This is a genomic window from Mycobacterium sp. ZZG, from assembly GCF_054786995.1.
The window spans coordinates 38730-53768 of record NZ_JBTBFV010000008.1; the positions used below are offsets into that span (position 1 = coordinate 38730).

Genomic DNA, 15039 nt, shown 5'->3' on the forward strand with positions numbered 1-15039 from the left:
GCACCGGAGCGGAAGGCGGCGCCGACACCCGGGGCACTCAGGCGTCAGTCGGCGATCACGTAGACCTGCTTGTTGACGAACTCGTCGATGCCCAGTGCGCCCAGCTCACGTCCGAAGCCGGAACGCTTGACGCCGCCGAACGGAATGTCGGGCCCTTCCCCGGCCGGGGTGTTGACGTTGACCATTCCGGCTTCGAGCCGTCGGGCGACCTTCTCGGCGCGGCCGACATCGGTACTGAACACCGACGCCCCGAGACCGAACGCGGAGGAGTTCGCGAGCGCGACGGCCTCGTCGTCGTCACGAACGCGGTAGATGACCGCCACCGGGCCGAACAGCTCCTCCGTGTAGGCCCGCATGTCGGGGGTGACGCCCGTCAGCACAGCAGGGGTGTAGAACGCCGTGGGTGCCTGGCCGAGCACACCACCGGCGTGCAGCGTGGCGCCTTTGTCGACGGCGTCGGCGACCTGAGCGGCGACGGTTTCCGCCGCCGCCCGTGAGGACAGCGGAGCAATCTCGGTCGATGTGAGGCCGGCTGCCAGCGAGGTCAATTCGGCGACAAAATCGTCGTAGACGTCGTCGAGGACGATCATGCGCTTGTTGGAGTTACAGGCCTGTCCCATATTGTAGGTGCGGAAATCCCAAGCGGTGCGCGCCAGTTCGCCTGCATCGCCGTCGAGGACGATGAACGGGTCGGAACCACCGAGCTCCAGCAGGCATTTCTTCAGTGCCCGTCCGGCGGTGGCGGCGACGGCGGCGCCGGCACGCTCGGATCCGGTCACCGAGACGCCCTGCACGCGATCGTCTCCGATGATCGCCTCGACCTGATCGAACGTCGCGAACAGGTTGGTGTACACCCCGGCGGGTACGCCGGCGTCACGCAGCAATTCGGCGATCGCCAACGCGCACTGAGGAACCGATTCGGCGTGCTTGAGCAGAAGCGTGTTGCCCAACAGCAGATTCGGTGCGGCGAAGCGGGCCACCTGGTAGACGGGGAAGTTCCACGGCATCACCCCCAACAGCACACCGACCGGACGGCGCCGGACCATTGCGGTGCCTCCCGAGAAGGTCGGGATGGGCTGGTCGGCCAGCAGTGCCGCACCCTGATCGGCGTAGAACTCGAAGATGGACGCGGAGAACTCCACCTCACCGGTGCCCTCGTCGAGTTTCTTGCCCATCTCCAGGCGTGCCAGCTCGCCCAGATCTGTCGCGCGCTCCCGCAGCAGCCGTCCGACGTTGCGCACCACCTCCAGCCGGACCTGCAACGGCTCCTCGCCCCATATCCGGTAGGCCTGGTCGGCCGCGGTGAGCGCCGCGGCGACCTCGGCGTCGGTCGTGGTGTCGAACGTCGCCAGCACTTCACCGGTGGCGGGGTTCAGTGTCCGGTACGGCGGCTGCGTGACGGTCACGGGGAGTCCTTCTCCTATTTCTTGGTGGGGATGGCGTCGGCGTACGGTGCCGTGCTCTTGCCGTGTAACGGGTGAATCGTCATGTAAATCAATCCGATTCCGATGACGACTGCGGCCGACAGCGGCACGATCCAGTTGTCGTACCAGGGGGCGTCCGGGGTGCGGGGCCAGGCCATGTTGACCATCGCGATCACTCCGTAGACCAACGCGGCGATGTTGACCGGCACACCCCACTTGCCCAGGGTGTACTTCCCGCTGGGCACCCAGCCTTTCAGGCGGGCCCGCAGCGCGGCGAGGACGACCATCTGGAAGCCGATGTAGATGCCCAGAGCGGCAAAGCTGATGATCTTGGTGATCGCATCGGTGGAGAACTTGGATCCGAGGATGATCAGCGCAGGCACCGCAGCAGCCAGCAACAACGCGTACGGCGGGACGTGGCGCGTGGGCGAGAACTTCTTCAGAAGAGAACTTCCCATGATCATCTCGTCGCGCCCGTACGAGTACGCGAGCCGGCTCGCGGCGGCCTGCAGGCTCATCGCGCACGACAGGAACGACAGCAGCACGATCACCAGGATGATCTTGGAGCCGACCGGGCCGAAGGCTTCGGTGAGCACCGTGCTGACAGGATCGGTGTCCTCGCCGGCGATCACGGCAGGGATGTCGGCCACCGACAGGACCAGCGCCAAGCACACGAAAGTTGCTGCAGCTCCGCCGATATAGATGGTGCGGCGCATCGCCTTCGGGATCAACCGGCCCGGGTCGGGCACCTCCTCGGCCACGTCACCGCACGCCTCGAAGCCGTAGTACTGGTACAGGCCGATCAACGCGGCAGCGGCGAACGCCCACATGTAGTTGCCGTCGCCACCGGCGCCGAAGCTGTCGAAAATGATCCCGATGTTGTGTTCACGGTGCGCGATCAGCAGCCACCCCCCGACCACGAGGGCCCCGATGATCTCGGCGCTGAATCCGATGATCGCCGCTTTGGCAAGCACTTTCGTACCCATGAAGTTGATCACGGTGGCCAGCGCGAGCAGCAGCAGCGAGAACACGATGACGTTGTTCACCGTCGCTTCGATGCCGAACGCGGCGGCGATGAACGGCCCGGCGCCGTAGGTCACCGACGCGATGGTGACCAGAAGGGCCGCCAGGTACACCCAGCCGGTCATCCATGCATATCGTCGTCCCCACAGGCGTCGTGCCCAGGGATAGACCCCGCCGGCCACCGGGTACTGCGCCACGATCTCGGAGAACACCAGGGCGACGAGCAGCTGCCCGACTCCGACGATCAGCAGACTCCAGATCATCGGCGGGCCACCGGTGGCCAGTGCGAACGCGAACAAGGTGTAGATGCCGACGACGGGGGACAGGTAGGTGAAGCCGAGTGAGAAGTTCGCCCACGGGCTCATGTCCCGTTTGAACTCCGATTTGTAGCCGAGCGCGTGCAGGTGTGCAGCGTCGCTCCCGTCGTGGAACTCGTAGTAGCCCTCGGCATCGTTGCCGCGGGCGTCGGAAGTCGGATGAGTGGTGGACATGAGCCTGCTTTCTGCCGGGAGTTGGGTATGCAGGAATCCAAGTGAGCGAAAAACTACAGTCCTATTGTTTAACCGGCAACAGGAACGGAAGAATTTGTCGAAAATCGGGTAGGTTTCCGTCGTCGGACCTACCGGATGTGCGGGAAAGGAGCGCCGGTGTCGTCGTTGTCGCCGCTCGTTGCCGCCGAGGCGCCGGTGGGCCGTGCCGACGAGATCGTCCAGCGGATCACCGAAGCCATCCACCTGGGGCTGCTCGACGACGGTGAACGACTTCCGGTGGAGGTCGACCTGGCCGCCCAGTTCGGGGTGGCGCCGATGACCGTGCGAGAGGCCCTGGCGACACTGCGTGAACAGGAGCTGGTCGAGACCCGCCGTGGGCGCAGCGGCGGATCCTTCGTGCGGCGCCCGGCGGGGCCTCCGGTGGACAAGCTGACGGCGCGGCTGGCGGCCATGAGCGCCTCGGACATCCGGGATCTGTTCGACGAGCACACCGCGATATCCGGGCAGGCGGCCCGGCTCGCGGCAGAACGCGCGGCGCCCTATGCGGTGCGCCGGCTGTTCGCGCTGACCGACCAGCTCGGCGCCGCGGCCACCCTGGGCGACCGCATCCGTGCCGACAGTCGTTTCCATATTCAGGTCGCGATCGCCTCGCAGTCCTCACGGTTGGCGCGACGGGAGGCCAACCTGCAGGCCGAGGCGGCCGGGTTGGTGTGGCTGCCGGTCGGGCAGCAGATCGACGTCGCCGCCCACGTCGAGGAGCAGCACGCCATCGCCGCGGCGGTGGCCGCCGAGAATGCCGAGGAAGCGCGCAGGTTGGCCGAGGCCCATGTGATGGGTCAGCTCGCCCGGCTGACCCAGGTGAACCTCGACCTCACCGCCACGGGGGAAGGGTCATGACCTCGACATCGCTGGCCCGCCGCCTGGCCGAGGACGCATCGCGGTCGTTGGAGCCGCTGTACGAGATGCTCGGGGAGATCGCCGACGAGGTGGTGCGGAGCCGCCCGCCGCGCGCCGCCCTCACCGAGGCGCATTTCAGCGGCTTGCAGCGCCGCCTCGCCGAACGATTGCGCGACGAGTTCGCCGTGTGGGGCATGGGGTTCATCGCCGCACCGTTCGTCGTCGACGGTTTGGAGCGCTATCTGGCGTGGTGGCAACGCAACAACGACCGGGTGGCACGGCTGCGGCTCAACTTCGACCCGACGAGCATCGACGTCTACGACTATCTGCAGATGGATTGGTATCAGCTGGCCAAGCGAGGGCAGGCGCGCGTCGCGTACGGGCCTTACGTCGACTACAGCGGATCCGACATGTACACGATCACCGCCACGATTCCTGTTGTCGCCGACGGAACTTTCCTCGGAGTCGCGGGCGCCGATCTGGTGGTCGGCGAGGTGGAGCGCAAACTGGTGGAGGTGCTGCGCCAGACCGATGAGGACGCGGTCGTCGTCAACGCCGAGCGCCGCGTCATCGCCGCCAACACGTCTCGCTGGTTGGTCGGATCCCGGTTGCCGGCGATGCCCGTGGCCGGCACGACGGCGGATCCTGCAGGGTTCCGCCAGGTCGCGGAAATGCCACTCGGGACGGGTTGGGTCGTCGCCATCGGGTGGCCCGAAACGGATGCCGCGGGGCCCGATTCGCAGGCTTAACGCCGCGTTACCGACTTTTAACGAGAAACCTTCGTCAACCCGTTGACATTAAGCATCTACTTCTAGAGTATTTAGTGACCATTCGGTCGCACTCGCGGAGGTAGCACTGATGACGTCGACCACTCTGAATTCCGTTCCCAGCTTCGAGGTGTCCGATCCGGCGTTTTCGATCACCTCGGACGAGGTGCATGCCGCCCGGGAGCGCAGCTGGTACGCCACCACCGAATACGGTCTCGCGGTGCTCCGCTACGAGCAGGTCAACCGGCTGCTCAAGCATCCCAAGCTGCGGCAGGGCAGCGCTGCGTGGCCGGCCCACAACGGTGTGACCGAAGGGCCGTTCGCGGACTGGTTCGCCAGCTGGATCCTCAACAAGGAGGGCGACGAGCACCACCGGCTGCGCCGCCTGATGAATCCCGCGTTCTCCAACAAGCTGATCGGTAACCTGGTGCCGCGCTTCCAGGCGCTGGCCACCGAACTCATCGACGGTTTCGCCGAACCCGATCGCTGTGAGTTCGTCAGTGAGTTCGCCGAGCCCTATGCGGCCCGGGTCATTGCGATCATGCTGGGCATCCCCGAGGGTGAGTGGAAGGTCATCTCCACCGAATCGGCCACGATCGGCCTGGCTCTCGGGGTCACGATCCGCGAGGATCTGCCCAGGATCGAGGCCGCGCTGAGCACGCTCTACGAGTACTGCGACGGGCTCATCGCCGACCGGAGGGTCAACCCGCGCGACGACTTCGTCACCACGCTGGTCAATGCATCGCGGCCCGAGGACGGCCGGCTCAGTGACACCGAGCTGCGAGATGCCATGGTGCTGTTGATCTTCGGTGGCTTCGACACCACCAGGAATCAGCTCGGCCTGGCGATGCAGACCTTCATGGCCCACCCCGACCAGTGGCGGCTGCTGGCCGCACGGCCCGATCTCGGCGGCAAGGCCGTCGAGGAGGTCATGCGGGTCAACCCGACGGTGCGATGGGTCACCCGCGAGGTGCTGGAAGACTTCGAATACGAAGGCGTCACGCTGACTGCAGGCACCACCGTGCACCTCTACAGTGAGTCTGCCGGCACCGACCCCCGCGTGTTCGAACCGGGTTTCGATATCACCGCAGAACGCAAGCCGCACTTCGGGTTCGGAGGTGGGGCCCACCATTGCCTCGGACATTTCGTCGCCCGGTCCGACATGAGCGAGGCGTTGCCGCTGCTGGCCCGCCGGTTGCTCGACCCGCACGAACTGCCCGGCGCGACCTGGTTGCCCGACTCGGGCAACACCGGTCCGATCACGCTGCCCATCGGCTTCACGCCCGCCCACTGAAAGGAACGCCGAAATGCACGTCACCGTAGATCTCGCCAAGTGCCAGGACCACGGCCAGTGCGCCATCGCCGCACCTGCGGTCTTCTGGCTCAACGACGACGGAAACCTGGAATACGAGGGAAATCCCGACGATTCACAGCGCAGCTACGTCGAAGACGCCGCCGATGTCTGCCCCGCGCAAGCCATCTCCATCAAGGAATGAGCGGCCATGACCATCACACCCCTTGACCTGCACCGCGAGGCGAACGCCGGCAGCCCGGAACTCACCGCCGCGCTGTCCACCATCGCCGACCGCGGCGTCGAGTACGTGTACTTCCAGGCGATCACCATCACCGGTCGGGTGGTCGGCAAGGTCGCTCCTGCGCGGCATTTCGAGCGTCTCGCGATCCGCGGCGTGCAGCAGCACCAGACCGCGATCGCGAACCTGCAAGGGACCCGCGAGGGCATACTCCTGGCCGGCGGGGTCAACGCTCCGGAATACACCGCCGTCCCGGACCTGGACACGTTCGCGGTGCTTCCGTGGGACACCAGCTTCGCCCGCGTGTTCTGCCGCCTCTACGAACCGGATCACCTCTCCGACCGCGCCGGCGCCGAATTCGCCTGCGACACCAGAGGACTGCTGCGCCGGATGCTCACCGGCTTCACCGACCGGACCGGTCTGGAACTGCGCACCGGCTGCGAACCCGAGATGACCTGGCAGGGCGACGGACTGGAGGCCCAGTTCCGCCCCGGCTCCAGCCCGGCCTACCACATCGAGCATCTCGAACGGAATCGGCCGATCGTGAAGAAGGTCGTCGAGTACGCCCAGGCGCTCGGACTGGACATGATCGAAGGCGACTACGAGGACGAGTTCCAGGTCGAACTCAACTTCATGTACGACCGCGCCGATCTCACCGCGGACCGGCTCACCACCTACCGGCAGATCTGCAAACAGGTGGCCCGCGAACTCGGCATCCACGCCAGTTTCATGCCCAAGCCGGCCACCGGCATGATGGGCAACGGATGCCACCACAACTTCAGCCTGTGGCGCGACGACGTCAACGTGCTCGCCGAGCCCGGCATCACCGAACTGCATCTGTCCGAACTCGGACGGCACGCGCTCGGCGGGCTGCTGGCACACTCCGCGGGTGCCATGCTGATCAACGGCTCCACGGTGAACTCGTACAAACGGTACTGGGATGCCGGACAATTCGCTCCCTCGCGGATCAACTGGGGTCTGGACAACAAGACCTGCACGGTCCGGCTCTCGGCTGTCGGCCGCCTCGAGTACAAGCTGCCCGACGCCGCCGTCAACCCGTACCTGTCGCATGCGGTGATCCTCGCCGCGTGCGAGGACGGCATGAAGAATGCCACCGACCCCGGACAGCCCACCCAGGGTTCGTCCTACGACGCCCCCGTCGACGGCCGGTTCCCGGCGCTGCCGCTGACGCTCGGTGAGGCGATCGGGGCCTTCCGCGCCGACGAGGTGCTGAACCAGGCGTTCGGACCGGAGTTGTCAGCATTGCTCGTCGACTTCCACGCCGATGAGTGGGCTCGTTTCTGTGGACACGTGACCGAATGGGAGCGCGAGATGTATTGGAATGACGCACCGTGACCGGGGCTTCGGACGCGCTGAGGCTGGCCTGCCTCGACGCCGAGGCGCCGCCGCTGTTCTCGCTGTGGACCCCGGAAGCCGGACGGAAAGGTTACGAACCGGGCGTCGCCGAGATCCTCGGGGCCGAACTCGGCCGGCCGATCGAATGGGTCAGGGTGCCGTGGGTCGACATGATCCCGGCGGTGCAGCGCGGCGACGCCGACGCGGTGCTGTGCGGGCAGGGCATCACGGCCGCGCGGCAGGAGCAGGTCGACTTCACCCGTCCGTATGCGATCTTCCACGAGGGTGTGCTGGTTCGGCGCGGCTCCGGCATCCACGCGCCGGAGGACCTGGTGGGCTGCAGGGTCGCTGCGATCGAGAACAGCACCAACATGGCGCTGGCCCAGACGTTCTCCGGGGCTGAGCCGGTCGCGTTCGGTGCGGGGTCAGACGATGTGTATGCCGACATGCTGGCCGCGCTGTCGGCCGGCGAGGTGGACGCCGTGGTCGACGACGATGTCGTCTTCGTCCCGCTGGGTGCCACCCACCCCGACTACGAGCTGGCGTTCACGGTGCCGACCGGCAACCGGTGGGGCATCGCGGTGGCCAAGGACCGTCCCGACACCCTTGCCGAGCTCGACGGGGCGCTGGACCGGCTCATCGAGTCCGGGCGGCTGCGCAAAGTCTGGGAGGAATGGTTGCCGACGCTCGACTACCCGTTCGCAGGGGACTGAGTGACCCGACCGTTGGTGGCGGTGGTGGGACGCCGGGCTGCGCAGGTGCCGATTCTGCGCTTCTCGGCGACTCTCGCCGCGGAGGCCATCTGCGAGGCGGTGTGGGCCGCCGGTGGCGAACCGGTGATCCTGCACGGGCCTGCCGCCGACCCGCTGACCGAGCTGCCGCGGCGGCTGAGGCGCTTCGACGGGGTGCTGCTGCCCGGCGGCGCCGACGTCGAACCGAGCCGGTACGGGGCCGAACCGGCACCCGAGACCACGGGCGCGGTGGCGTTCCAGGACGACTTCGACCTCGGCGTCACCCGGGCGGTGATCGATCTCGACATGCCCGCCCTGGCGATCTGCCGGGGCATGCAGGTCCTCAACGTCGCCCTCGGCGGCACCCTGACCCAGCACGTTGTCGAGACAGAAACCCTGCATCACAACGCGATTCACCATGTGCATGTCAAACGGGGATCGCGGCTGCACGCGATCGTGGGCGTACAGACCATCGACGTCTCGTCCTATCATCACCAGGCCATCGACCGGCTTGCCCCCGGTTTGACCGTCTCCGCTCTGGCCGCCGATGGTGTCATCGAGGCCGTCGAGCACCGCCGCGCGGATATCGTGGCGGTCCAGTGGCACCCTGAGGACCGCCACGCCGACTCCGTCACCGACGCGGCCCTGTTCGCCGATCTGGTGGACCGCGCCCGCAAACGAAAGGACTCCAGCACATGACCGCCGTCGACCGGGTGCGCCCGCAGGATGTCGCCCCGGAGCGTCCCGCCCCGGAGAAGCCGCGCGCCCACGTCTGCGTCCTCGCGTCGCTGAACTACCCCGAAATCAGCGCCGAGGACGTCGCGCTGATCCGGCGCTTCACCCGCGTGGCGCTGAACACTCTCGTCGACCTCGGTGCCGGTTTCGAGCTCTGGGACACCACTGTCCCGCTGGAAAACCCGGCTGCCGCTGCGAATTTCGACGGTCTGCTGCTGCTCGGCGGTGGCGACATCGACGCGTCCTGCTACGGCGGGGCGGCGCAGCACCCGAAGTCCTACGGGGTGGACGCACGTGCCGACCGCGATGCGTTCGCCGCGATCGCCGCGGCCGAGGCGGCTGGTCGACCGATCTTCGGTATCTGCCGCGGCTCCCAATTGCTCAACGTCGCCCGCGGTGGCACCGTCATCGGTGACATCGTCGATTACGCGCTGCATCACGGCGCGCCGGGCGAACCGGAGTTCGTCGACGAACCGATCGACATCATGCCGGGCACCCGGCTGGCGTCGATCCTGGGCACCGAGCGGGTGACCGGACGATCCGGACACCATCAGGCGGTGGACACGCTCGGCCGCGGTCTCGTGGTCGCAGCCCGTGCGCTCGACGGCATCACCGAGGGGGTCGAGGATCCCGACAAGTTCTACCTGGGCGTGCAGTGGCACCCCGAGGACGACGACGGGCCGGAAGAAGACCGGATGCGGCTGTTCGCCGCGTTCGTCACGGCCGCGGAGCGCTCCCGAGACACCACGGCCGCGGAGCGCTCCCGAGACACCACGGCCGCGGAGCGCTCCCGACTGACCGGTGCCGCCGCGGCGGCGTCGCAGGGGTGATCACCGCACGGAACCTGTGTCAGGTCGACCATCTCGGCCTGATGCTGGTCGCGGGCCGGCAAGGCGCCACGCGCGACATCGCCTGGGCCCATGCAATCGAGTTGGCCGATCCGACACCGTATCTGAGCGGCGGTGAACTCGTGATGACCACCGGCATCAACATCGGCGTCGACACCGGGGCGCAGGCAGCCTACGTTGCGCGGCTGGCCGCGGCCGGTGTCTCGGCGTTGGCGGTGGACACCGGCACCACGCTCTCGGAGGTTCCCTCCGGTGTGCTCGCTGCCGGAGACGCACACGGTGTTCCGGTCTTGCGGGTGCCGGCGTCGACGCCGTTCATCGCGATCGCCCGCGTCGTCATCGACGCCGTGAAGGCCGACCAGCTCCGCGCCGTACAGCACGTCGTCGACCGGCAGGAGGTGCTGGCGCGGGCGACGCTGCGCGGAGGTATCCCCGGCGTGGTCGGCACGCTGGCCGAATGCCTGTCCTCTGTCGTCGTCGCGGTCGGCGCGGACGGACGTGTGCTCGCCACCGGCGGGACCGGCGACCAACGGCTCATCTCGGCGCTGGCGGAGTCGGCCACACGCGGCGGCTGCCGGGCCGCGGCCGTGGTGTCCGACGGTGACGCGCTGCTGACCATCCAGAGGCTGCGCGCCGGTCAGGCCGTCCGCGGGCATCTCGTGGTGCGCACCGTCGCCCCGCTGTCGGATACCGAACGCCTGCTCGTCGCCCACGCGGTTTCGCTGATCTCCCTCGCGTTGGAGAAGCCGGCCCGTGTGGTCGATGCCGAACAACGTCTGCGCTCGGCGGTGACGCGGGAGCTGCTGGCCGGGCACGGCACCGTCGACGACGGCGTGCTGCGGTACTTCGGCTTCGACCCCGCCGACGAGGTGACCGTGGTGGTGCTCGACGGTGTGGGACCTGTGCTGGCCGCCGAGGACAGCCTGGGCCGCTCGCTCGCCGGGACCGGCCCCTACCTGATGACCGCGAGCGGAGCCGACATCGCGATCGTCCTACCCGTCAACGGAAGCCGGGACCGTATCGACACAGTGCTCGCCGGACTCGTGCCGTCACCCGGCGGGGGAGCCAGCCGGCCGGTGCTGCTCACCGACATCGGCGCCGGCCTGCAGCAGGCCCGCATGGCCGCACAGTCCGGCACGGGCAGTTTCACCTCATTCGGCGACCTCGGGCCACTCGGATTCCTTCTCGACGGACGCAGTCCATCCGAATTACGGATGCTCTCAGGTGATCTCGATTCCCTCGAGGGCCAGGACGGCGACCTGATCCGGACCTTGGCGGTCTACCTGAGGCACAACGGTCAGACCGAGGCCGCAGCCGCCGAACTGCGCATTCACCGGCACACGATGCGCAATCGGATGCGGCGCATCCGCGTGCTGCTCGGCGACGATCTGAGCTCGGCGGATTCGCGCACCCGGCTGTGGCTGGCGGTCAAGGCCCGGCAGTTGTTGCAGAGCCGTCCGCCCCCAGCGCCGGCGGTCCACTGCGGTAGGTGACCGGGGTGGCAGACATCGTGATCGGGTTGGCGACCTGAGGCGCCGGGCTGCCCGGCACCTGCACCGTCGCGTCGATGCCCAGGCTCTCGGCGAACGCGAACGCCTCGGCCAGATCGTTGATCGGGCCGGCCGGCACGCCCAGCTTGGTCAGCGTGTGGTACCAGTGGTCGGCGCCGTGCGCCTTCAAGGCCGGTTCGATCAACGTGCACAACACATCCCGGTGGGCCACTCGGTCCGGGTTGGTGACGAAGCGCGCATCCCGGGCCAGTTCGGGCATGCCGATCGCAGCGCTGAACGCGGTGAACTGCTTGTCGTTGCCGACGGCCACCGCGATCGGACGGTCCGCGGTGTCGAACGTCTGATACGGCGCGATGCTGGGATGCCGGTTACCCATCATGGTCGGAACCACGCCGGCACCCAGGAAGCCGGATGCCTGGTTGACCATCGACGACAACAGAACGGAGAACAGATCGGTGTCCACGCGTTGCCCCTCACCGGTGCGGCCGCGGTGGGCCAGCGCGGCCAGAATCCCGCTCAGCGCGTGCAGCCCGGCCAACACGTCGACCAGCGCCACGCCCGCCTTGGTGGGGTCCTCACCGGTGCCTGTCACGCTCATCAAGCCGCCGACGGCCTGCACCAGCAGGTCATACCCGGGCAGGGACGCCCCGCCGCCGCGGCCGAAACCGGTGATGGCGCAATAAATCACATCGGGGCGGATCGCACGCAGATCCTGGTAGCCCAGCCCGAGTCTCTCCATGGTGCCGGGCCGGAAATTCTCCACGACGACGTCCGCCCCGGCGACCAGGTCGCGGGCCGCCTGCTGCCCGTCGGGGGAGGACAGATCGAGCACCACGGAGCGCTTGTTGCGGTTGACGGCGTTGAAATACGTGGCCACGCCGGAGGCATCGTAGGGCGGTCCCCACTGCCTGGTGTCGTCGCCGGTGCCCGGCCGCTCCACCTTGATGACCTCGGCGCCGAAGTCACCCAGCATCATCGTCGCGTACGGGCCGGCCAGCACGCGGCTGAAGTCGACGACGACGACGCCGTCGAGGGCGCCGGTCACGAACCTGCCCTGCCGCCACGCAGATACACGGTGGTGGTGTGGGTGAAGAAATCGCGCGCGGCCGGGCCCTGCTCCTTGGGGCCGAGCCCACTCTTCTTCGCCCCGCCGAACGGGACATGGGGGTCGGCGCCCGCCGACTCCGAGTTGACGTGCAGCACCCCGACATCGATCTGATCGACGGCCTGCAGGGCGCGGGTCAGGTCCTGGGTGAAAACCGCTGCAGAGAGCCCGAACTCGCTGTCATCGGCCAGCGCGAACGCCTCGTCGGCGTCGGCGGCGCGCCGGATGGCCAGCACCGGCCCGAACAGCTCGTCGGTCCAGACGTCGGCGTGGGCGCCGTCGAGTTCGAGGATCGTCGGCGCGACGAAGTAGCCATGGGCCAGCATGCCCTCGGTATAGGGCCGGCCGCCGGTGAGCACCGTGGCGCCCTGGTCGACAGCCGCGTCGACGCCGGCCGAGATGGACTGCTGGGCCGCGGCGCTCACCACCGGTCCCATCTGTGTCGCGTCGTCGACAGGGTCGCCCACACGCAGCTCCCGGGCGCGCGCGAGCAACGCGTCCCGGAAGCGGTCGGCGATTCCGGCCGTCACGATCAGACGCGAAGTGGCCGTGCACTTCTGGCCGGTGGACCGGAACGCGCCCAGCATCACCTGCTCCACCGCGAGGTCGATGTCGGCGTCGTCGAGCACCACGGCGGCGTTCTTGCCGCCCATCTCCGCCTGTGCCGGCACACCTCGGGCCGCGGCCGCGGCCGCGATCCGACGTCCCACAACGGTGGACCCGGTGAAGGTGATCCCGTCCAGGCCGGGATGGTCGACCAACGCTTCGCCGATGTCCGAGTCGCCGATCAGGAGGTTGAGCACACCCGGCGGCAGGCCGGCGTCGGTGAGCGCCTCCGCGAGTCGGATCGCCAGCAGCGGAACGGTACTCGCCGGCTTCCACAGCACGGTGTTGCCGTAGACCAGCGCCGGTGCGATCTTCCATGCCGGGATCGCGATCGGGAAGTTGAACGGGGTGATGACGCCGACGACGCCCAGTGGCTTGCGGGTGATGAGAATCTGTTCACCGGCGCGGGGTGAGGCGAAGATCTCGCCGGCCTGCCGGTCGCCCTCGTTGCCGTAATAGCGCAGGATCTGGGCGGCCCGGCGCACTTCGCCGACGCCTTCGACCCGCGTCTTGCCCTCCTCGACGGCGAGCTCGAGCCCCCACGGTTCGGCGTTGCGCTCGACCAGGTCCGCCGCGGCCAGCAGCACCGCGCCCCGCTGGTGCAGCGGCGTCGCTGCCCAGGATGTGTTTGCCGCGGCCGCCGCGGCGACCGCAGTGTCGACATCGCCTGCCACGGCGCAACTGCCCTCGGCCACGACGACATCCGGGCGGGCGGGGTTCACACTCAGCAGCGACTGACCCCTTCCGTCGATCCAGTGGCCGCCGATCAGATGCCGTACCGATGCCGTCATGAGCGGAATGCCGCGTGGCCGGTCAGCGCCTTGCCGATGGACAACAAGTGCATTTCCGAGGTGCCCTCGTAGGTCAGCACGGACTCCAGGTTGTTGGCGTGGCGCAGTGGCGAGTACTCCAGCGTGATGCCGCTGCCGCCCAGCACTGTGCGGCACTCACGTGCGATGGCCAGCGCCTCGCGTACGTTGTTGAGCTTGCCGAGGCTGATCTGTTCCGGACGCACGCCCTCGGCGTCCTTGATCCGGCCCAGGTGGATGGCCAGCAGCATGCCCTTGCCCAGTTCGACGCTCATGTTGGCCAGTTTCTCCTGAGTCAGCTGGTAACCGGCGAGGGGTTTGTCGAAGACGTCACGGGTCTGGGCGTAGGCGATCGTCGTCTCCAGGCTGTCGCGGGCGGCGCCGAGCGCACCGAACACGATGCCGAAGCGGGCCTCGTTCAGGCAGGACAACGGAGCGCTCAACCCGACAGCCTCCGGCAGCTGCGCCGACGCGGGTAGCCGGACGTTGTCGAGCACCAGCTCCGAGGTCACCGACGCCCGCAGCGAGAGCTTGCGGTGGATCGCGTTCGCTGTGAATCCTGGTGTGTCGGTGGGCACCAGGAAACCCCGGACACCTTCGTCGGTCTGCGCCCACACGGTCGCGACGTCGGCCAGGTTGCCGTTGGTGATCCACATCTTGGTGCCGTTGAGCACCCAGTCTGCGTTGTCTCCGGCGCCGTCACGCCGGGCGCGGGTGCGCATGCCGGCGGGATTGGAGCCGAAGTCAGGTTCGGTCAGGCCGAAGCACCCGATGGCCTCACCCGAGGCCAGCCGCGGCAGCCACTCGTTCTTCTGCTCCTCGGAACCGTAGCGGTAGATCGAGAACATCGACAGCGAGCCCTGCACCGAGACGAAGCTGCGGAAGCCGCTGTCGCCGGCCTCCAGCTCCAGGCAGGCCAGTCCGTAGCCGACGGCGTTGGTGCCGGCGCAGCCGTAACCCTGCAGATGCATGCCCAGCACGCCGAGCTGGCCGAAGCGGCGGCCGAGCTCACGGGGCAGCGTGGCCGACTCGAACCAGCCCTCGATGTTGGGTCGCAGTTCGGTGTCGACGAATTTCCTTACAGTGGCCGCGATCTCACGTTCGTCGTGTTCGAGCAAGCGGGCGGTGTCGAACAATTCCAGCGGCGAGTAGACGGACTTCGTGCGCGGTGCGGTCATGGTGGTCATCGGGTCAACTCCTGGTC

General features: G+C 67.9%; 14 protein-coding genes. 9 read left to right on the top strand and 5 right to left on the bottom strand.

Annotated features, from left to right (window positions below; all coding sequences use genetic code 11):
• Nucleotides 1-44: 44 nt before the first annotated feature.
• Together ACXMYJ_RS07250 and ACXMYJ_RS07255 are read right to left on the bottom strand one after the other, a co-directional pair.
• Nucleotides 45-1406 carry an aldehyde dehydrogenase family protein gene (locus ACXMYJ_RS07250; RefSeq protein ID WP_260751100.1) on the bottom strand — a complete coding sequence of 454 codons (1362 nt, stop codon included), beginning with the start codon at nt 1404-1406 and terminating at the stop codon, nt 45-47.
• 14 nt (nt 1407-1420) lie between these two features.
• A complete protein-coding gene (locus tag ACXMYJ_RS07255; protein WP_260751101.1) occupies nt 1421-2938 on the bottom strand; it encodes an APC family permease in 1518 nt (505 codons plus the stop codon).
• A gap of 156 nt (nt 2939-3094) precedes the next feature.
• Between ACXMYJ_RS07255 and ACXMYJ_RS07260 the strand changes: the two genes are divergently transcribed.
• The 9 genes from ACXMYJ_RS07260 (at nt 3095) to ACXMYJ_RS07300 (ending at nt 11297) form a co-directional block, all read left to right on the top strand.
• The gene (locus ACXMYJ_RS07260) at nt 3095-3835 is read left to right on the top strand and encodes a FadR/GntR family transcriptional regulator (protein ID WP_260751102.1); all 741 of its coding nucleotides are present in this window, start codon (nt 3095-3097) and stop codon (nt 3833-3835) included.
• Nucleotides 3832-4584, top strand: coding sequence for a PDC sensor domain-containing protein (locus tag ACXMYJ_RS07265; protein WP_260751103.1), 753 nt, complete (start codon nt 3832-3834; stop codon nt 4582-4584). Before ACXMYJ_RS07260 ends, ACXMYJ_RS07265 begins: the two co-directional genes overlap by 4 nt.
• Nucleotides 4585-4693: 109 nt before the next feature.
• Nucleotides 4694-5896 carry a cytochrome P450 gene (locus tag ACXMYJ_RS07270; protein WP_443187709.1) on the top strand — a complete coding sequence of 401 codons (1203 nt, stop codon included), beginning with the start codon at nt 4694-4696 and terminating at the stop codon, nt 5894-5896.
• Nucleotides 5897-5909: 13 nt separating this feature from the next.
• The gene (locus ACXMYJ_RS07275; RefSeq protein WP_260751105.1) at nt 5910-6098 is read left to right on the top strand and encodes a ferredoxin; all 189 of its coding nucleotides are present in this window, start codon (nt 5910-5912) and stop codon (nt 6096-6098) included.
• A gap of 6 nt (nt 6099-6104) precedes the next feature.
• Nucleotides 6105-7490, top strand: coding sequence for a glutamine synthetase family protein (locus ACXMYJ_RS07280; protein ID WP_443187708.1), 1386 nt, complete (start codon nt 6105-6107; stop codon nt 7488-7490).
• A complete protein-coding gene (locus ACXMYJ_RS07285) occupies nt 7487-8203 on the top strand; it encodes an ABC transporter substrate-binding protein (protein WP_260751108.1) in 717 nt (238 codons plus the stop codon). Before ACXMYJ_RS07280 ends, ACXMYJ_RS07285 begins: the two co-directional genes overlap by 4 nt.
• Complete coding sequence (locus tag ACXMYJ_RS07290) at nt 8204-8920, top strand: gamma-glutamyl-gamma-aminobutyrate hydrolase family protein (protein ID WP_260751109.1); 717 nt, start codon at nt 8204-8206, stop codon at nt 8918-8920. It begins immediately after the preceding gene.
• Nucleotides 8917-9786, top strand: coding sequence for a gamma-glutamyl-gamma-aminobutyrate hydrolase family protein (locus ACXMYJ_RS07295; RefSeq protein WP_260751110.1), 870 nt, complete (start codon nt 8917-8919; stop codon nt 9784-9786). Before ACXMYJ_RS07290 ends, ACXMYJ_RS07295 begins: the two co-directional genes overlap by 4 nt.
• Nucleotides 9783-11297 (top strand): PucR family transcriptional regulator, encoded by a 1515-nt coding sequence (locus tag ACXMYJ_RS07300; RefSeq protein ID WP_443187706.1) that lies wholly within the window; start codon nt 9783-9785, stop codon nt 11295-11297. Before ACXMYJ_RS07295 ends, ACXMYJ_RS07300 begins: the two co-directional genes overlap by 4 nt.
• On the opposite strand, the gene ACXMYJ_RS07305 is transcribed toward ACXMYJ_RS07300, so the two are convergent.
• The 3 genes from ACXMYJ_RS07305 to ACXMYJ_RS07315 are packed head-to-tail and all read right to left on the bottom strand — an operon-like array spanning nt 11233 to nt 15022.
• Nucleotides 11233-12360 (bottom strand): CaiB/BaiF CoA transferase family protein, encoded by a 1128-nt coding sequence (locus ACXMYJ_RS07305; RefSeq protein WP_260751111.1) that lies wholly within the window; start codon nt 12358-12360, stop codon nt 11233-11235. The genes ACXMYJ_RS07300 and ACXMYJ_RS07305 overlap by 65 nt on opposite strands.
• The gene (locus ACXMYJ_RS07310; RefSeq protein ID WP_260751112.1) at nt 12357-13817 is read right to left on the bottom strand and encodes an aldehyde dehydrogenase family protein; all 1461 of its coding nucleotides are present in this window, start codon (nt 13815-13817) and stop codon (nt 12357-12359) included. The genes ACXMYJ_RS07305 and ACXMYJ_RS07310 overlap by 4 nt, the downstream gene beginning before the upstream one ends.
• On the bottom strand, nt 13814-15022 hold the full coding sequence (locus tag ACXMYJ_RS07315) for an acyl-CoA dehydrogenase family protein (protein WP_396884203.1): 1209 nt from the start codon (nt 15020-15022) through the stop codon (nt 13814-13816). The genes ACXMYJ_RS07310 and ACXMYJ_RS07315 overlap by 4 nt, the downstream gene beginning before the upstream one ends.
• Between the last annotated feature and the right edge of the window lie 17 nt (nt 15023-15039).